Below are 17,163 nucleotides of genomic sequence, written 5' to 3'. Positions count from 1 at the left end.
GACGAGTTTATTTTTCGGTGACGAGGCTGGGCTGAGCTGTTTGATCTGCCAATGCATGGAATTCACATTTGATCGCCACGCGGTCCAAAGTCGCCAATGGCAAGCTACTTAAAATCTTTATCCGGTTCGCGATTTGGCGAAAAACTTTATCGAAGTGCTGTCGCTGTTCTTCAGAGTTCCCCGTACAAGCTGCCGGGTCTTCGAAGCCCCAGTGAGCCGTAATGGGTTGGCCAGGCCACACAGGACATTCTTCCCCGGCTGCGCTATCGCAAAGGGTAATCACAAAATCCATTTGCGGGGCGTCTGGACGCGCAAACTCGTCCCAGCTCTTGCTGCGCAAACCGTCGACCGGTAGACGACTTGAATTCAGAATTTGAAGCGTAAGCGGATTGACGTGAGGCCCCGGCCGGCTGCCAGCACTAAATGCCCTAAACCGGCCATGACCAAAAGAATTCAGCAGCACCTCTGCCATGATGCTGCGCGCTGAGTTCTCCGTACAGAGAAACAGAGTGTTATAGACTTTATCCGACATGGGGACCCCGCAGTTTAATGTCGCCGGCTCAGCGGCCAGCACACGAGTTAGTGTGATTAGCTGTGATTCTTTGGAACAGCGACACAGGCATCGACCTTTACAGGCGAGCAGGGGTTTCCGCCGCAGCAATTGTCTGTGAGGTAGGCCAGAAGGGAATTCATGACTGCATATTCGGCCGAATAAAAAACGAAGCGCCCTTCTTGACGGGATGACAAAAGTCCTGCGTTTACCAGTTCCTTCAGATGGAAGGAAAGCGAGGAGGGCGCAATCCCCAGCATCTCTGATAGCTGCCCGGCTGGCAACCCGGCAGGGCCCGCCTGCACCAGGTAGCGGTAGGCCTCCAGGCGGGACTCATGGGCAATGGCGGCGAGCGCACGGACTATACTTTTCGTTTCCATTATTCGATAATACTCGAAATAACGAAATTTAGTAATCTCTCTTGGTCTAGTCTTTTAACTCGCTGAATACATCCCGTTTTTGTTTGAGGTATTGATGCCCACCGGTTTGCCCCTCCATGATCTCTCGCTGCCATTGATTGACCAGTCGCTGTTGGAACAGCCAACGCTAGCCCAGCTTTCGTTGTGCAGCGGCGCGGCCCATCCGCCTCGTATTCTTTTGCTTTACGGCTCGCTGCGAGAGCGTTCGTACAGCCGGTTGCTGGTAGAGGAGGCCGCGCGCATTTTGACCGGCCTGGGTGCAGAAGCCAGAATCTTCGATCCGCATGGCTTGCCCATGCCCGACAGTGTTGCCGCTGACCATCCCAAAGTCGCCGAACTACGGGACTTATCGCTTTGGTCGGAGGGCCAAGTGTGGTGCAGCCCTGAACGTCATGGCAACTTAACGGGGGTGTTCAAGAGCCAAATCGATTGGCTGCCTCTAGAAACAGGAAGCGTGCGCCCGACGCAAGGACGCACACTGGCCGTCATGCAAGTCAGTGGCGGCTCTCAATCGTTTAACGCAGTCAATGCGCTGCGAGTGCTTGGCCGTTGGATGCGCATGGTGACCATCCCGAATCAATCATCGGTGGCCAAGGCTTACCAAGAGTTCGCCGAGAACGGACGGATGAAGCCGTCGGCCTACTACGATCGAGTAGTCGACGTGATGGAGGAACTAGTTAAATTCACCTTGCTGGTCCGGGATCGAAGCGATTACCTCACAGACCGCTATAGTGAGCGTAAGGGTGTGGCCGCCGAGGCCGCCCGCTTGGCGGAGCGCGCCATGGAACAAGAAGCCCAAACCACCGAGAGCTGATCGGAAGCAGTCCTGCCAGATACGATCGTTCGATGTCGGTCGAGGTGATGCCTGTACGGCATCGAAGTTGCTGCGCAAGGGGGCGGTGCGCCCCTCAACCCCCTTGGAGACCGATATGCCTCACCAAAAATTTCAATCGTGCATAGATGCTTGTTATGCATGCGCTGCCGAGTGCGACCACTGCGCCGTCTCATGCCTGGCGGAACAGGACGTTAAAAGCATGGCCCGTTGCATAAAGATGGACATGGATTGCGCCCAAATTTGCCGCTCGGCGGCCAGTTATATGGCCAGAGGAAGTGAGTTTTCCCAGGCGCTTTGCCGCCTGTGTGCGGAGGTTTGCCAAGCTTGCGCAGATGAATGCGCCAAACACCAAATGGATCACTGTCAGCGCTGTGCGGAGGCGTGCCGCACTTGTGCTGAAGAGTGCAGACGGATGGCCCAGATGGCCTGAATGGCCAATAGCAGCGTCATGCCATGACGAGTCACTGCAGGGCAAGCGAATTGGCGCGAACGCATGAGTACGGCCGACTTTTCCAGTTAGCCATTTCGCGCTCCTAAAGCTATAGAGTTAATACGCATAATGTGTATTATGTAAAGTCTATAATATGAGTGTACAGGCATTGGCCGCCACCTTACTGCTCTTGGTGGCGGCCTTTTCAACGCTTATTCCGTGGTGGTGCCGTCGAAGTGCTCTTCTTTCTCGTCGGCCTTGGTCGGGTGCAGCGTTCCTTCCCGGTGCTCGGGCGGCCCGTACAAGGTATACAGGCGCAACGGCTCGGTTCCTGTGTTGACTACGTTATGGCGGGCGCCAGCCGGCACGATGATGGCGTCGTCATCCTGTATGTCGTAAGTATTGTCGTCGATGGTGACGCGCCCCTTGCCTGCTTCGATGCGGAAGAACTGGTCATGGCCTTCGTGCACCTCGGCACCGATTTCCTCGCCAGCCTGCAAGGTCATCAAAACCAGCTGCATGTGCTTGCCGGTATACAGCACCTTGCGGAAGTTGTCGTTCTCGACGGTGACCTTCTCGATGTTATCTACATAGCCTTTCATGCCATCACTCCTCTAAAAAAGCATACTGTCGATCTTAACATTGGCAGGTTATTGCGATTGGGTATGGCGCCTCAGCCGTCCTTATGGCCAATATACAAACCGCGAGACCCACTCTAGCGTTGAACCCGTCCCCCTTCCTTTCACAGGAGAACACCATGCTTGTACGCATCGCGGTGCATATGGATAGCGACCTGCGCTGTGCCAGCCGCCTGGAGATCGCGGCGCAGTTGGCGGCCCAGCACAAGGCTGAACTCGTTGGCGTATACGTACGCTACCTCCCTTTTCGCTTTTACAAGCAAACTGGGCAGTCCGACGAGATCTACTCTCCAATACGTACAAAACTATCCCAAGAGGAAGAGAAGGCGCGTACGCTTTTCGAAGAGGCTGCGGCGGCAAATGGCGTGCTTGCGCGCTGGAAGTCGCCCCAAGGAGAGCTCGGCCCGGCCTTGGCGCTGCAGGCGCGCTATTGCGATCTCATCGTCATGAGCCAATTCAATCCCAACGAAACCAGCGCGCCGCAGTATGCGAATCTTGCCGAGGAAGTCATCATGGGGGCCGGCCGTCCCGTTCTGGTGCTTCCCTATGCGGGAAAAATCGCTACACCGATCGGGCATAGCGTGCTGTTCTGTTGGGATCTTGGACGCGAAGCCGCCCGGGCCTTTGCCGACGCACGCCCTATCCTGCACGAAGCCGCAGAACTGATCGTCTTGACCGTTGATGAAGAGGCAGAACGCATGCGGCCCAACGATCTTGATCCTCAAGATATTTCTATTTACAGCAAGTTGCGGAAATACCCTGAACCGAGAATTGTCAGTCGGCCCAGCCGCGATATTGGTGTCGGTTGCACGATTTTGAACGCCGCCACCGATTACGGCAGCGACCTGATCGTGATGGGCGCCTACGGGCATAGCCGCTTGAGAGAATGGGTGCTGGGCGGAGCCTCCCGCACGCTGATCCAGACCATGACCGTGCCCGTTCTGTTTTCTCATTAAGGCGCTACTGTTGCGGCGTGTGCCGCGAGGCCGCCGGCGCAGGTGAATCGGCATCGTTCAATGGGTACGCGTCTGCGACATAGGCCGGCCCCTTCATCACCAGGACAATGAACGCCCCTATTGTCACGGCAACCACAAGATTGCAATACAAGAGGAATCCGGCTGTCGCATAGATGTCCACTTTGGATATGAGGTCGTCCAGCCGCAGTGCATGCATGTCCCAGTTGCCTTGCCGCAGGAGCAGCGAGGGCATCATCAGCAGGGTCGCGCCGATGCAAAATATCATCGGCATCCGGGCCAACACGACCCGCTCCAGCCCTGGTTCGCTAGAGACGTAGCCCGGCAGTCTATTGAACAAGTTCATGGGTGGCTCCTTTGAAGTGCAGGAGAGCCCAAGTCCAGCACCTCACGTGCCTATAAGTGGGGTGACATGCTTCGTTACTCGCGTCGATTGTCATCTGCGAGCCATGCTTTCACAATGGAAACATGACTACAGGTGCACCTACGCGATTGCCGCGACATGTGGGATTCATCCCGGATGGCAATCGCCGCTGGGCGGTCCAGAATGGAATGCAGAAACAGGAAGGCTATGCGCATGGCATAGAACCGGGGCTCGCCTTGATGGATACTTGCCGTAAGTTGGGCATTGAAGAAGTGTCGATTTACGGCTTCACTCAAGACAATGTTCATCGACCCGCGGTGCAGAAAGAGAGCAAGCGGCGCGCTACGCTCGCATGATGTCAGTCGCATCGACCTTATTGTGCGCTGGGGAGGCGGCAGGCGCCTTAGCGGCTTTTTGCCCGTGCAATCGGTTTATGCCGATATGTATTTCGTTGACGACTATTGGCCAGACTTTCATCCCGACCATATGCAGCAGGCGCTGGCATGGTATGCATGCCAGGACCGGACGCTTGGCGGATAGTCCCGTCGAGCCGGGTATGGAATTTGGCAGGACACTCTCATGAACCCACACACTCCCGAAGCCTGGCAAGGCAGCCTTTTCGATGAGCCCGCCGAGACGCGGCCGCAGGGCTTGCGTTACGAGAACGGTTTCCTGTCTGTCGATGAAGAGGCCAGTCTCATATCAGCGATCACCGCCCTGCCGCTGCGCGAGATGCGTTACAAGGCCTATACCGCGCGGCGGCGGGTTGTTAGTTACGGGGCCAGCTACGACTTTGATGAAGGCATGCTGCGCCCTTCCGGCCCGCCGCCCGCCTTCCTTAAGGCGCTGGGCGCCAAGGCCGCCGCGTGGGCTGGCCTGCCGGCCGAAGACTTCACTCAGATACTGGTGGCCGAATACCAGCCGGGCACCCCGCTGGGCTGGCACCGCGACGTACCGGATTTTGAAGACATCGTTGGCGTGTCGCTTGCCAGCGCCGCCCTGCTGCGCTTTCGTCCATACCCGCCAGTCCAGCCGTCGCGCGCCGATCTGATCAAACTACGGGCCGAGCCGCGGTCCATCTATCTGCTGCGCGGCCCTGCCAGATGGGAATGGCAGCACAGTGTTGCGCCTACCACTGCCCTGCGCTACTCGATTACCTTTCGCACGCCTGCTCGCCGTAAGCCAGTTCGCTAGTGAAAGTCTGTGACTTTATTACGCAAGCGCTTGACCTCGCCATGCAAGGTCTTGCGCTGGACGCGGCGCCGTTGCGATGCCCGTGTGGGCCGCGTCGGCTTGCGTTCGGCGCGTTCCTGCAGTGCCATTCGTATTAGTTCCAGCAATCGCTCGATGGCGTCCGCCCGGTTCTTGTCCTGGCTGCGAAAAGACTGCGCCTTGATCACAATGACGCCCTCTTTCGATATACGACGGTCATTCAGGCTGCGCAGCGCCTCCTGGCTTTCAGGCGGCAGGCCGGATTTGCCGATGTCAAAGCGCAAGTGCACGGCACTGGACACCTTGTTGACGTTCTGGCCGCCCGCCCCTTGGGCTCGTATCATGCTGAACTCGATGTCACGTTCGTCCAGCCAAACGTTGTCGGAAATATGAAACAAGGCCATCAGGGGTGGGTCTGCGAATGATTGATAGTGTCCAGCGCTAATGTCGAGTGCGCATACGCGCCACCCGCTCGCATTTCGGCCGCGACCCAGATAGCCTCCATGATCTCTGCCTGCGTTGCGCCCTGTTTAAGCGCGGCTTCGGTGTGGCCCTTGATGCAGTACGGGCACTGCGTCACGTGAGCGACCGCTACAGCAATAAGCTGTTTGGTTTTCTTGGGCAGCGCGCCTTCAGCGAATACAGCCGCACTGAACGCCTTGAAGGCAGCCAGGGCCTCGGGCGCCGCTTCAGCACGTTGTTGGGCGATGGCCTTGGTCACGGGTGGGTACATCGTTGGTTCCATTGTTATTCTCCAATTAGATGACGGGATGGCTTCCAGCCTTTCATCATAGTCTTGGCCGTTGGGATGCGCACGCGCTCATCCCGGCATGCCGTTTGCTGCTCCATCAGAAAACCCGACTTTTCTGGAGCGACGCACCGGCTTATGGTCTCCTTCGACTGGCAGCGCCTATGGCTGGATGAATTGCCCCTGAGTTTTCTGGCAGAGGTCGCCTTTCGTGCCCTCTTCGCTTACGTCGTTGTCTTTCTCTTCCTGAAGGTTTCCGGGCGTCGCGGCATACGACAACTGTCGGTCTTCGAACTGGTTGTCATCCTGACGCTGGGCTCGGCGGCGGGCGACGTGATCTTCTATGAAGACGTGCCCATACTACCCGTGCTCATGACCTTCGTGGTATTGCTGTTGCTGTATCGGGCCACTACCTTCCTGATGGGCCGATCACCCCGGTTCGCCAGTTGGATGGAAGGCGATCCGGTTACCTTGATCGTGGACGGACAATATGAACTGGATAGTCTTGCACGCCTGAATATTTCTGAAGATGAATTCTTCATGGAGTTGCGTCAGCAAGGTATCGAGCATCTTGGTCAGCTGCGACTGGGCATACTGGAGGTTGACGGCGACGTAAGCTTATATTTTTACGATAACGACGCCGTACGGCCCGGCCTGTCCGTCTTGCCCCCAGAGCATCGCAAGGTCTACACTGAAGTACCGGACAGCGGTCTCTACGCCTGCGCGTGCTGCGGCGCGACGCAGACCATAGACAGCCAGCAAGGTCTAAGCTGCCCACGCTGCGAGCACACATCCTGGTCACCGGCCCTGCGCACTTTGCGCCCGCGCTGACCCGTATCAGTCCGTACCTACAGGAGAGAAAACATGAGCCAATACCAGATCGCCGTGGTGATAGGTAGCCTAAGGCAAGAGTCTTTCAATCGACAACTGGCCAAGGCGTTGATCAAGCTTGGGCCGCCCGAGTTCACCTTCAAGAAACTGGAGATCGGCGATCTACCCCTGTATAACCAGGACGACGATGCCAACCAGGCAGACAGCGTCAAACGTCTGAAAGCGGAAATCTCCGCTTCACAGGGCTTGCTGTTCGTTACGCCCGAGTACAACCGATCAATGCCCGGCGTGCTTAAAAACGCTATCGATCACGCCTCGCGTCCTTACGGACAGAACGCCTGGGCCGGCAAGCCCGCTGGCGTACTTGGCATATCAATTGGTGCGATTGGAACTGCGCTGGCCCAACAGCATCTGCGCAATGTGTTGGCCTACCTGGACGTGCCCACCTTGGGCCAGCCGGAAGCCTTTATTCAGACCAAGGACGGATTGTTTGACGAGGCCGGTAATATCGGGGCGGGGAGCCGCGAGTTCCTGCAGACCTGGATGGACAGCTACGTGGCCTGGGTGCGCAAGCACGCCTAAATTTGTTCGTATCGGTCGAAGTCGCGGTCGGTAAGCTCTTCACGGTGAGTCACCTCGGCCACTCGCGCAGCGGGCGGGCCGTGGTGCAGCCATGACAGCATGCGATCAACCTGGTCATGTGGACCCTGGATCAGGGTCTCGACCGACCCGTCATCCAGGTTTCTTACCCAGCCCGTCACTTTCAGCATATGAGCGTGGCGGACCGCTGCCGCGCGAAAGCCCACACCCTGGACACGTCCAGTGATGCGGGCAATGATGGTTTCCACATTGGCGGCCGGATGCAGTTTCTTCATGCGTAAAAATAAACAGCGATTACTGCGGCGCTCCGGCAAGTATCCACTCGACCACGAGCTTGATGTCGGCATCCGAAATATTTGGATTTGGCGGCATGGGTATTGGGCCCCACACACCACTGCTGCCTTCTTTTATGTGCTTGGCAAGCAGCTGAGCGGCATTGGCATCGTCCTTGTGCTTGGCCGCAACGTCTTTGTAGGCCGGACCGACAAGCTTCTTGTCGATCGCATGACAGGCCAGACAGGCGTTCTTGCTTAGTATGTCTTGTACTTTGGCGGCATCCGGGGCGGCTTGCGCCATGCTGCCCATGGCCAACAAGGCCACGCCCAACGCTACATTACGAACTTTCATTTCAACACCTCCTGTGAACATGCCGCAATTATGTCACGAACCGCAGGCGCCGGACAGCAAGGCCCTGCGCCATTGTCAGGCATGAGCCCGCTCTTGGGCGGGGGTCTGTACCCGATGCAGATTCAATGCCGTATTGATGATGCCCACATGACTGAAAGCCTGCGGAAAATTGCCCAGCATGCGTCGAAGATGCGGGTCGTATTGCTCTGCCAGCAGACCCACGTCGTTGCATAGCCCTGCCAGGCGTTCGAACAGTTCGCGCGCGTCGTCGTCGCGCCCCTGCAGGACATAGACATCGGCGAGCCAGAACGAGCAGACCAGGAAAGTGCCCTCGCCCGGTGGCAGGCCGTCCACGCCATGTTCGGTTTCGTAGCGCAACAGCAGCCCGTCGCGCATCAGGCGGTCTTCGATAGCGGCAACCGTACCCAGCACGCGGGGGTCGTCCGGCGGCAGGAAGCCCGTGAGCGCAATTTGCAGCAGGCTGGCATCCAGCAGCTTGGAGCCGTAAAACTGCACAAAACTATTCAGTTCCGGGTCATAGCCCTCGCGGCAGACTTCAGCGTGTATCTCATCGGCTATCTTGCGGCAATTGTCGGCGAACTCTTGCCCATTCTTCATGTCGCCGGCAACCATCGCGATGCGATCAAAGGCCACCCAGGCCATGACTTTCGAGTGCGTGAAGTGTTGCCGCTCGGCTCGTATCTCCCAGATGCCCTCGTCGGGTTCGCGCCAGGCCTGTTCCAGAAAAGGCACGATGACTTCGGCAATGGCTTCAATGCGCGGGTGCGCAGGCAGCCTGCCCTTGATGGCTTGCTCCATGGCGTCGGCGACTTCGCCATAGACGTCCAACTGCCTTTGGGTAGCGGCGGCGTTGCCCACGCGCACCGGCTGTGAATCTTCATAGCCAGTCAGCCAGGGCAGCTCGTATTCGGGCAGATGGCGCTCACCACCCAAGCCATACATGATCTGCATTTGACCCGGATTGCCGGCGATCGATCGCGCCAGCCAGTCGCGCCAGGCGCGGGCTTCCTCGAAGTAACCCAGGCTCATGAATGCCAATAGGGTCATGGTGGCATCGCGCAGCCAGCAATAGCGGTAGTCCCAGTTGCGCTTGCCGCCGAGCTGCTCGGGCAAGGACGTGGTGGGCGCGGCCACGATGCCCCCGTCGGAAGGTAGGTAAGGGCCTTGAGCGTAATCAGCGAACGCTTCACCAGGGCCGACCATGGACCAACATCGGGGCAACGGCTGGAGAATTCATGCCAGAAGTATTCGGTTTTGGCCAAAGCCGCTTCGGCATCAAAAGCGTCGGCTACCGGCTCGTGGGATGGCTGGTGCGACAGGGTAAATACTTTGCGCTCACCCTGCGCAACAGTGAAGCGCGCGTTGGTGTGCTTGGCGCGCGCCTTGAGGGGAACGTCTGTGCGCAGCACCAGCATGTCGGGCCCGGCGACTGCGGTCAGCGTACGCGGATCGTGTTTTTCCACCCAGGGTACGGTACGGCCGTAGTCGAAGCGGATGACCAGGTCCATGTCGAAAGTGACCCTGCCCTGGACACCCACGACAATGCGTGCAACGCTTGAATGCGTAAAGGTGGACGGCATGAAATCAATCAGGGTGGCCACGCCCTCGTCGGTGACAAAGGTGGTTTCCAGGATCATGGTTCCATCGTGGTAATGGCGCTTGATGTTGCGTATGGGGCTGGTGGGCGAGATCTGCCATCGGCCGTTCTCTGGCGTGCCCAGCATGGCGGCGAAACACGCCGCAGCGTCAAACCGTGGAAAGCAGAGCCAGTCGATGGACCCCAATTTGGACACAAGTGCCGCTGTACGGCAGTTTCCGAGCAAGGCGTAATCTTCTATTCGGGGTGCCATAAACCTCCATAGTGAATTTGCAGTCCGCGCAGGAAAAAAAAATAGGACGGCTTACGACGCTAGTTGATTTAAATCATGACGCGGGCCATCCTGTCTCTTAATATAAAGCACCCATACTGCTTATGCCAGCCGCAACGATGTCCAGTTGTACGGCTAATTTTTCTAAAAGAGGACTTATGACCACCATACTTATACCTGTGGACGGATCCGATGCATCGCTACGCGCCGTAAAAGCGGCAATCAAGGCTAGCGGCAAACTGGGCAACACCACCTTGCATCTGTTAACCGTGCAGGCGCCCATTGTGTCAGGAAACGTTACTCGCTTCTTTTCGGCGGAAGCAATCAACGACTACTACCAAGACGAAGGCAAGAACGCCCTCAGTCCAGCCAAGGCGCTGCTTGATGAAACCGGTGTTGCGTACAAGGAGAAAACCGCTGTTGGACCTGTGGCTCAAACCATTGCCAAGTATGCAAGCGAGCAAGATTGCGATTTGATCATGATGGGCACACGTGGGCTGGGAGCCGTGGGCGGCTTCGTTCTGGGTTCGGTGGCCACCAAAGTGCTTAACCTGACCGATGTGCCGGTTACGCTGATCAAGTAGCCCTTCTAGCGCAGCCCCAGTCTTAACAATTTGCCGTCCGCCTCGTCCGTCAAGACGTAGACCTCGCCGTCGGGGCCGACGCGCACATCCCGTATTCGTTCATTGCGTTCGCCCAGCAGCCGCTCTTCGGCAGTGATCGTGTTGCCGTCCAGCGTCAGGCGGATCAGGCTCTGATCTTTCAGGGCGCCGATAAACAAAGAGCGATCCCAGGCCGGATAGCGGGCAGCGTCATAGAAGGCCATGCCCGAGATGGCAGGCGAGACCTCCCAATAATAGAGCGGCGGCTCAGTGCCCTGGGCAGTGGTGCCCAGCGCTTCGGGTATTGCTCCGCCCGAATAGTTGATGCCGTGGGTCGCCAGGGGCCAGCCGTAATTCTTGCCTGCCTTCGGGATATTGATTTCGTCGCCGCCGCGCGGGCCATGCTCATGGGTCCACACATCGCCCGTCCAGGGGTTCAGCGCCCCTCCCTGCTGATTCCGGTGGCCGTAAGACCAGATTTCCGGGCGCGCGCCCTGTATTCCGACAAAGGGGTTGTCGTCGGGCACGCGCCCGTCCGGATGCAGCCTCACCAGCTTGCCTTGCAGCTTGTCCAGGTCTTGTGAGGTCGCGCGTTGGTTGTTTTCGCCCAGGGCGATGAACAGATAGCCTTGCCTATCGAATATCAGGCGTGAGCCGAAGTGGACGCCCGTCGAGAGTTTGGGCATTTGGCGAAATATCACCTTGAAGTCGTCCAACCGACTCTGGTCGGGCGACAGCATGCCGTAACCGACCGTGGTGCCCGCCCGACCGTTGTCGCCCGCTTCGGCATACGACAAATAGACCCGGCGGCTCTTGGCGAAGTCCGGCGCCAGCGCAATGTCCAGCAAGCCGCCCTGCGAGCGGGTATACACCTCAGGCACCCCCGTTATGGGAGGCGACAGCCCCGCATCTTCCTGCCACAGCCGCAGCGTGCCGGGTTTCTCGGTGATCAGTATGCCCTTGTCATCCGGCAAGAAAGCCATCGCCCAGGGGCGCTCCAGGCCGGTGGCAAGCTCGGTGACGACTACCTTGCCCTTCTCGCTGGCGTACTCATGCATGGTTGCCGCCCGCTCAGTGCTTGCAGCAAAACTGGCCGGCGCCCATGCCAGCAGTGCCAGTGCGCAGCGGCGCAGCAAGGCAAGCTGCGGCCGTCTGAGGTGGTGTCCGATCTGCATGGTTTCCTCCGTTGGATCGCATAGTGGCTACAGTGTGTCGGTTGGCCCGATCGGTGCATGCTTGGTGGGCGATGGATTGTGCCATCCGCCGTAGTCGGCCACCAGCGCGTCAGCCTGCCGAGGCCCCCAGCTGCCCGGCGCATAGGGCACCACCTTGTGATGATGTTCAAGCACGGGCGCGAGCGCCGCCCATGAGGCCTCGATGGCTTTCTCGCTGGTAAACAAGGCCCTGTCGCCGGCCAAGGCATCGGCCAGCAAACGTTCGTATGGCGCCTCTTCCAGCGGGTCGACATCCAGCAGGAACAGCTCACGCTGATCGCCAACAAACTGCTTGCCCGAGCGTTTCACGCGGGCCGCCAAGGCGACAGCCGAGCGCGGGGCGATGCGAAAGCGCAAATAGTTGGCTCGTCCTTCGCGCGGATGCGAGTCGTCGAACAAGGCTTGCGGCGGCGGCTTCAGTTGCACCAGCACCTCGGCAACGTCTTCGGCCAGGCACTTGCCGGAACGCAAGAACCAGGGCACACCGGCCCACCGCCACGAGTCGATGAACAACCGTACGGCGCAATAGGTTTCGACGTCGGATCGCTTGTCGACATGCGGCTCGCGTCTATACCCTTTGTACTGGCCGCGCACGAGATCGTCGGGCTGGACTGGGCGCAAGGCCTGGAACACTTTGGCTTTCTCGGTGTGTACGGCGGCATAGCCCTGGTAGGCAGGCGGCTCCATCGCCAGCAATGCCATGATCTGGAAAAGATGGTTTTGGATGACGTCGCGCAGGCAACCCGCGCTTTCATAGAAACCGCCACGATCCTCCACGCCAAAGGTCTCGGATAAGGTGATCTGCACACTCTGGATGTGGTCGCGGTTCCAGATGGGTTCAGTGAAGCTGTTGGCAAAGCGAAAGTACAGGATATTCATGATCGCTTCCTTACCCAGGAAGTGATCAATGCGGAAGATGGCGTTTTCGGGGAACACCGACATGGCCAGCCGGTTAAGTTCGCGTGCCGACGCCAGATCCCGGCCAAAGGGCTTCTCGACAATAACCCGTCCGCCCTGCGCAAGACCGGAGGCGTCCAGGCCCTGGATGACAGTGGCAAACAGCGATGGGGGGATGGCAAGATAGTGAACGGGGTGCGCGGCTCCGTCCAGCGCGGCCTTCAGGCGATCGAAGGTGTCCGGGCTGTTGTAGTCGCCGCTAACATATTGCACAAGCGACACCAGGCGTTCAAATGCAGGCTTGTCGTCGATCTTGCCTTGAGCGCGCAGGCTGCGGCTAATGCGAGTGCGCAGCGCCGCCTTGGTCAGCCGGGAAGATGCCACGCCCACCACCGGCACTTTCAGCGTACCGCGCTTGCACATGGCATATAGCGCGGGGAAGATCTTCTTGTTCGCCAGATCGCCTGTCATGCCGAACAGCACCAGTGCATCGCCTACTGGCAAGGCATGGTCGGTGGGCGTCATCCGGCCTCTCCTTTGGGTTTCTCGACATGCCCTCCAAATTGCTTGCGCATGGCCGACAGCACACGGTTCGCGTAGTCGGCATGGCCGCGCGATTCGAAGCGCGAGAACAAGGCAGCGCTTAACACCGGCACCGGCACGCCTTCATCAATAGCGGCAGACAGCGCCCAGCGGCCCTCGCCAGAATCGGAGACGTGGCCGGTGTAGCCGGCAAGTTCGGGGTCGCTTTGCAGCGCCTGCGCGGTAAGGTCCAGCAACCACGACGTAACCACACTGCCCCGCCGCCACAGCTCAGTGATCTCGGGTATGTTCATGTCGTACTGATAATGCTCGGGGTGACGCAAAGGCGTTGTTTCGGCGTCCACGTCATGCGACTGTTTGCCGATATTCGCGGCTTGCAGAATATTCAGGCCTTCTGCGTAGGCGGCCATCATGCCGTACTCGATACCGTTGTGCACCATCTTGACGAAGTGTCCGGCGCCATACGGACCGCAGTGCAAATAGCCCTTGTCCGCGGTACCTTGTGTGCGGCGTCCGGGCGTCGCGGCTACGCTGTCCTGACCAGGTGCCAGCGCGGCGAATACGGGCTCCAGGCGTGCGAAAGCGGCGGGCTCTCCGCCCACCATCAGGCAATAGCCCCGCTCGAGGCCAGCCACCCCGCCGCTGGTGCCCACGTCCATGTAATGGATGCCGGTCGCAGCCAGCGTCTGCCCGCGTCGGATGTCATCGTGATAAGCCGAGTTGCCGCCATCGATGACCACATCGTCTTCGTCCAGCATAGGCACCAGGGTGTCCAGCACGGTGTCGACCACGGCCGCCGGTACCATCAGCCAGATGGCGCGCGGTCGGGCCAGTGCAGACACGAGCTCTTGCAGCGTGGCGCAATTGACGGCGCCTTGGCCGGCCAAGTGCTGTCCGGCCTCGGGGTGGCTGTCGTATACCGCGCAGTCGTGGCCCTTTTGCAGCAGACGCTGCACCATGTTGCTGCCCATGCGCCCAAGGCCAACCATCCCAATCTGCATGCTGTTCTCTCCAAAAAAGGTGCAACCCTAGCATAGAAGGGTCTAGACTACCCTTGAATGGCGGGTGCTGTGAAGCAAACCCCATGCCCCAGCAACCATCGCCCGCCCCTACTTTGTGAGGAATCCGTATGAATGCCCCGGCATACGAGCGTGCGCCTGACTGGACACTGGACCAGTGGGTCAATACAAAAGACGATATCACGCTGGACAGCCTGCGCGGCAAGGTCGTCGTGCTGCATGCCTTCCAGATGCTGTGCCCCGGTTGCGTCTCGCATGGCATACCGCAAGCCAAGGCCATTCATAACGCCTTTCCGCCCGACAAACTCAGAGTCATTGGCCTGCATACCGTCTTCGAGCACCACGAAGCCATGGCGCTGGTGTCCTTGAAGGCCTTCATCCACGAATATCGCATCCACTTCCCGGTGGCGATCGACCAGCCTGCCGCCGATGGGCCGATACCCGTCACCATGCAAGCCTACCGCCTGCAAGGCACGCCCAGCCTGATCCTGATCGACAAGGTGGGCAACATCAGGCTGCATCATTTCGGGCAACTGGACGACTTGCGGGCGGGCGCCGCCATCGGCCAGTTGTTATCCGAAGATGTCGGCTAACCGGGTTTCTTGGTACCCATCAGGGACGACAGCAGGTCCACCGGAATTGGAAACACCAAGGTCGAGCTTTTATCGCCCGCTACCTGGGTAAGCGTCTGCAAGTAGCGCAACTGCATGGCCGAGGGCTGCGTGGCCAGGATCTCGGCCGCTTCCATCAGCGCCTGCGCGGCCTGTTTCTCGCCTTCGGCATGGATGACTTTGGCACGCCGTTCGCGTTCGGCCTCGGCTTGCCGGGCGATGGCGCGCACCATGTTTTCGTTAAGGTCGATGTGCTTGATCTCGACGTTGGTAACCTTGATACCCCACGAGTCCGTCTGGGCATCGAGTATCTTCTGCACGTCAATATTCAGCTTCTCGCGCTCGGATAACATGTCGTCCAGCTCGTGCTTGCCCAGCACCGCGCGCAAGGTGGTCTGCGCCAGTTGGCTGGTTGCCTCGAGATAGCGCTCAACCTGAATAATCGCCTTCTCTGGCGCCATCACGCGAAAATAAAGCACGGCGTTGACCTTGACCGATACGTTATCGCGAGAGATGACATCCTGGCTGGGGACGTCCATGGTGACGACGCGCAAATCGACCTTGACCACTTGCTGCAATATGGGAATGACAAAGATCAGCCCGGGGCCTTTTACGCCCGTAAACCGGCCCAGTGTGAAGATCACGCCGCGCTGGTATTCGCGCAAGATCTTGATGGCATTGAAAACAAGCAACAGCAAGAAGACAACGACGACGGTAAGGCCAATATTGAACGTGTTGATAAACATGGTTCCCCCTTGGTTTAATGAGCGTCAGCCGAATTGGGCCGGTCGCGCACGACATCCAGCGTCAACCCGTGCATGGCAACAACCCGAATAGCATCCCCCGCCACCAGGGCGTCGTTGCTCTGCACTTTCCAGCTTTCGCCGCGAACTTCGGCATATACCGTGCCGCCCGAAACCGATGTGACAACGCCCGGCAGCCCGGGCATATCTTCACGGCCGCTGACCACCGCATGCTTGTAGGCGCGTGCGGCCAGCGTGGCCGTCAAGAACATGATCAGGGCTGCCACAATACCGAACCCAACCAGGAACGGCACGGACAGGTCGTAGCCCGGAATGCCGGTGTCCGACAAGAACAGGCCACCGAGCACGAAGGCGATTACCCCGCCTATGCCCAATACCCCGAAGCTGGGTAAGAAGGCTTCGGCTATCATCATCGCCGCCCCGGCGGCGGCCAGGGCCACCCCTGCCCAGTTGACCGGCAACATATGGAAGGCGTACAGGCCCAGTACCAGGCAGATAAGCCCCGCCACGCCCGGCAACGCGATGCCCGGGCTGGTCAGTTCGAAAAACAGTCCGTAGATGCCTATCATCATGAGGATCAAGGCGACTTGCGGGTTAGCGATCAAGCCCAGCAGTTGTGTGCGCCAGTCCGGCTCCACCGTCTCCACGACGGCTTGCGAAGTCGACAACGTCAGCGTCTGGCCGTTGTCCAGTTTCACCTCGCGGCCATCCAGCTTGCTGACCAGATCGGGCGTGCTGGCGGCAAGCAAGTCAATGACGCCAGCCTTCAGTGCTTCCGGCGCCGACATGCTGCGCGCTTCCAATACCGCTTGCTCGGCGAAGTCGGCATTGCGTCCGCGCAACTGGGCAAGGCTGCGGATATAGGCAGCGGCATCATTGGTGGCCTTGCGACTGCTGGTGTCCTGCGTGGGCTTACCGGAAGCTGATCCGGAGTCATCCTTGCCGGGCTGGGGCGCCGCCCCTATGGAGATTGGCGACGCTGCCCCCAGATTGCTCGCCGGTGTCATCGCGGCGATATGGCTGGCGTAAAGAATGAAGGTGCCTGCGCTTGCGGCGCGTGCGCCGCTGGGGCCGACGAAGGTCGCAACCGGTATGGGCGATGCCAGGATATGGCGGATGATGGTTCGCATCGAGGTATCCAGCCCACCCGGCGTGTCCAGTTCAATCACCACCAAAGACGCCTTGGCCTCTGCAGCTTCTTTCAGGCCTCGCGTTATGAAGTCAGAGGTGGCCGGGCTGATGATGCCATCAACCTGCAAGACCCGTACCGTTGCAGTATCGGGAGTATCGGCAGCCACAACCTGGGCGAGACCAACCGTCATCATGGAACAGATCAAGCTTGCCGTTGCCAGCCACCGCCATCGCATCGTGTCCATCCGGCCCTCCTGTCGTCGGT

The 17,163-nt window shown here is 59.1% G+C and carries 23 protein-coding genes and 1 pseudogene; 10 read left to right on the top strand and 14 right to left on the bottom strand.

The annotated features are described in order from the left end of the window. Window positions 1-7: 7 nt before the first annotated feature. Both CKA81_RS05750 and CKA81_RS05745 read right to left on the bottom strand, forming a co-directional pair. Window positions 8-532, bottom strand: coding sequence for an arsenate reductase ArsC (locus CKA81_RS05750; RefSeq protein ID WP_128354434.1), 525 nt, complete (start codon window positions 530-532; stop codon window positions 8-10). A 56-nt stretch (window positions 533-588) separates the two neighbouring features. After that, window positions 589-930, bottom strand: coding sequence for an ArsR/SmtB family transcription factor (locus CKA81_RS05745; protein ID WP_128354433.1), 342 nt, complete (start codon window positions 928-930; stop codon window positions 589-591). A gap of 94 nt (window positions 931-1,024) precedes the next feature. Between CKA81_RS05745 and arsH the strand changes: the two genes are divergently transcribed. After that, window positions 1,025-1,783, top strand: a complete 759-nt coding sequence (gene arsH / locus CKA81_RS05740) for an arsenical resistance protein ArsH (RefSeq protein WP_128354432.1) — start codon at window positions 1,025-1,027, stop codon at window positions 1,781-1,783. Between the two features lie 115 nt (window positions 1,784-1,898). After that, a complete protein-coding gene (locus CKA81_RS05735) occupies window positions 1,899-2,234 on the top strand; it encodes a four-helix bundle copper-binding protein (protein WP_128356613.1) in 336 nt (111 codons plus the stop codon). A gap of 212 nt (window positions 2,235-2,446) precedes the next feature. Here CKA81_RS05735 and CKA81_RS05730 read toward each other — a convergent pair whose 3' ends face one another. Next, entirely contained in the window at window positions 2,447-2,836 is a 390-nt protein-coding gene (locus CKA81_RS05730) for a cupin domain-containing protein (RefSeq protein WP_128354431.1), read from the bottom strand. A 155-nt stretch (window positions 2,837-2,991) separates the two neighbouring features. Here CKA81_RS05730 and CKA81_RS05725 point away from each other — a divergent pair, with 155 nt between their 5' ends. Continuing rightward, window positions 2,992-3,828: a universal stress protein gene (locus CKA81_RS05725; RefSeq protein ID WP_164878351.1), complete on the top strand. Its 837-nt coding sequence runs from the start codon at window positions 2,992-2,994 to the stop codon at window positions 3,826-3,828. Between the two features lie 4 nt (window positions 3,829-3,832). Here CKA81_RS05725 and CKA81_RS05720 read toward each other — a convergent pair whose 3' ends face one another. Next, window positions 3,833-4,192 (bottom strand): hypothetical protein, encoded by a 360-nt coding sequence (locus CKA81_RS05720; protein ID WP_128354429.1) that lies wholly within the window; start codon window positions 4,190-4,192, stop codon window positions 3,833-3,835. A gap of 122 nt (window positions 4,193-4,314) precedes the next feature. Here CKA81_RS05720 and CKA81_RS17150 point away from each other — a divergent pair, with 122 nt between their 5' ends. The 3 genes from CKA81_RS17150 to CKA81_RS05710 are packed head-to-tail and all read left to right on the top strand — an operon-like array spanning window position 4,315 to window position 5,404. After that, complete coding sequence (locus CKA81_RS17150) at window positions 4,315-4,566, top strand: undecaprenyl diphosphate synthase family protein (protein ID WP_199287565.1); 252 nt, start codon at window positions 4,315-4,317, stop codon at window positions 4,564-4,566. Next, the gene (locus CKA81_RS17540) at window positions 4,511-4,750 is read left to right on the top strand and encodes an undecaprenyl diphosphate synthase family protein (protein WP_394342533.1); all 240 of its coding nucleotides are present in this window, start codon (window positions 4,511-4,513) and stop codon (window positions 4,748-4,750) included. The genes CKA81_RS17150 and CKA81_RS17540 overlap by 56 nt, the downstream gene beginning before the upstream one ends. Before the next feature lie 39 nt (window positions 4,751-4,789). After that, complete coding sequence (locus CKA81_RS05710; protein ID WP_128354428.1) at window positions 4,790-5,404, top strand: alpha-ketoglutarate-dependent dioxygenase AlkB; 615 nt, start codon at window positions 4,790-4,792, stop codon at window positions 5,402-5,404. On the opposite strand, the gene arfB is transcribed toward CKA81_RS05710, so the two are convergent. Both arfB and CKA81_RS05700 read right to left on the bottom strand, forming a co-directional pair. Beyond that, window positions 5,401-5,820, bottom strand: coding sequence for an alternative ribosome rescue aminoacyl-tRNA hydrolase ArfB (gene arfB, locus CKA81_RS05705; protein ID WP_128356610.1), 420 nt, complete (start codon window positions 5,818-5,820; stop codon window positions 5,401-5,403). The two genes, CKA81_RS05710 and arfB, sit on opposite strands and share 4 nt — an antisense overlap. A gap of 5 nt (window positions 5,821-5,825) precedes the next feature. After that, the gene (locus CKA81_RS05700; protein WP_128354427.1) at window positions 5,826-6,167 is read right to left on the bottom strand and encodes a carboxymuconolactone decarboxylase family protein; all 342 of its coding nucleotides are present in this window, start codon (window positions 6,165-6,167) and stop codon (window positions 5,826-5,828) included. 141 nt (window positions 6,168-6,308) lie between these two features. Here CKA81_RS05700 and CKA81_RS05695 point away from each other — a divergent pair, with 141 nt between their 5' ends. Next, entirely contained in the window at window positions 6,309-7,001 is a 693-nt protein-coding gene (locus tag CKA81_RS05695; RefSeq protein ID WP_128354426.1) for a DUF421 domain-containing protein, read from the top strand. 33 nt (window positions 7,002-7,034) lie between these two features. Then, window positions 7,035-7,583 carry an NADPH-dependent FMN reductase gene (locus tag CKA81_RS05690; RefSeq protein ID WP_128354425.1) on the top strand — a complete coding sequence of 183 codons (549 nt, stop codon included), beginning with the start codon at window positions 7,035-7,037 and terminating at the stop codon, window positions 7,581-7,583. Here CKA81_RS05690 and CKA81_RS05685 read toward each other — a convergent pair. The 3 genes and pseudogenes from CKA81_RS05685 to CKA81_RS17590 form a co-directional block, all read right to left on the bottom strand. Then, window positions 7,580-7,876: an acylphosphatase gene (locus CKA81_RS05685; RefSeq protein ID WP_128354424.1), complete on the bottom strand. Its 297-nt coding sequence runs from the start codon at window positions 7,874-7,876 to the stop codon at window positions 7,580-7,582. The two genes, CKA81_RS05690 and CKA81_RS05685, sit on opposite strands and share 4 nt — an antisense overlap. A gap of 19 nt (window positions 7,877-7,895) precedes the next feature. Continuing rightward, window positions 7,896-8,228, bottom strand: coding sequence for a c-type cytochrome (locus CKA81_RS05680; protein WP_128354423.1), 333 nt, complete (start codon window positions 8,226-8,228; stop codon window positions 7,896-7,898). Window positions 8,229-8,303: 75 nt separating this feature from the next. Next, window positions 8,304-10,099, bottom strand: a pseudogene (locus CKA81_RS17590) (glycoside hydrolase family 15 protein). Window positions 10,100-10,275: 176 nt separating this feature from the next. Between CKA81_RS17590 and CKA81_RS05670 the strand changes: the two are divergent. Further along, complete coding sequence (locus CKA81_RS05670; RefSeq protein WP_128354422.1) at window positions 10,276-10,701, top strand: universal stress protein; 426 nt, start codon at window positions 10,276-10,278, stop codon at window positions 10,699-10,701. 5 nt (window positions 10,702-10,706) lie between these two features. On the opposite strand, the gene CKA81_RS05665 is transcribed toward CKA81_RS05670, so the two are convergent. The 3 genes from CKA81_RS05665 to gnd are packed head-to-tail and all read right to left on the bottom strand — an operon-like array spanning window position 10,707 to window position 14,374. Then, a complete protein-coding gene (locus CKA81_RS05665; protein WP_128354421.1) occupies window positions 10,707-11,894 on the bottom strand; it encodes a PQQ-dependent sugar dehydrogenase in 1,188 nt (395 codons plus the stop codon). 27 nt (window positions 11,895-11,921) lie between these two features. Further along, window positions 11,922-13,355, bottom strand: a complete 1,434-nt coding sequence (zwf, locus tag CKA81_RS05660) for a glucose-6-phosphate dehydrogenase (RefSeq protein WP_128354420.1) — start codon at window positions 13,353-13,355, stop codon at window positions 11,922-11,924. Further along, on the bottom strand, window positions 13,352-14,374 hold the full coding sequence (gene gnd, locus CKA81_RS05655) for a phosphogluconate dehydrogenase (NAD(+)-dependent, decarboxylating) (protein ID WP_128354419.1): 1,023 nt from the start codon (window positions 14,372-14,374) through the stop codon (window positions 13,352-13,354). The genes zwf and gnd overlap by 4 nt, the downstream gene beginning before the upstream one ends. A gap of 128 nt (window positions 14,375-14,502) precedes the next feature. Between gnd and CKA81_RS05650 the strand changes: the two genes are divergently transcribed. Continuing rightward, window positions 14,503-14,985 (top strand): redoxin domain-containing protein, encoded by a 483-nt coding sequence (locus CKA81_RS05650; RefSeq protein WP_128354418.1) that lies wholly within the window; start codon window positions 14,503-14,505, stop codon window positions 14,983-14,985. Here the strand turns inward: CKA81_RS05650 and CKA81_RS05645 are convergent. Together CKA81_RS05645 and CKA81_RS05640 are read right to left on the bottom strand one after the other, a co-directional pair. Beyond that, window positions 14,982-15,749 carry a slipin family protein gene (locus CKA81_RS05645; protein WP_128354417.1) on the bottom strand — a complete coding sequence of 256 codons (768 nt, stop codon included), beginning with the start codon at window positions 15,747-15,749 and terminating at the stop codon, window positions 14,982-14,984. The genes CKA81_RS05650 and CKA81_RS05645 overlap by 4 nt on opposite strands. Before the next feature lie 14 nt (window positions 15,750-15,763). Continuing rightward, a complete protein-coding gene (locus CKA81_RS05640) occupies window positions 15,764-17,143 on the bottom strand; it encodes an NfeD family protein (protein ID WP_228255803.1) in 1,380 nt (459 codons plus the stop codon). Between the last annotated feature and the right edge of the window lie 20 nt (window positions 17,144-17,163).

Origin of the sequence: Pollutimonas thiosulfatoxidans (assembly GCF_004022565.1) — a bacterium.
Classification (GTDB): Bacteria; Pseudomonadota; Gammaproteobacteria; order Burkholderiales; family Burkholderiaceae_B; genus Pusillimonas_D; species Pusillimonas_D thiosulfatoxidans.
Note: the sequence above shows the minus strand (reverse complement) of the source record. Positions and strands in the feature narration are given on the sequence as shown.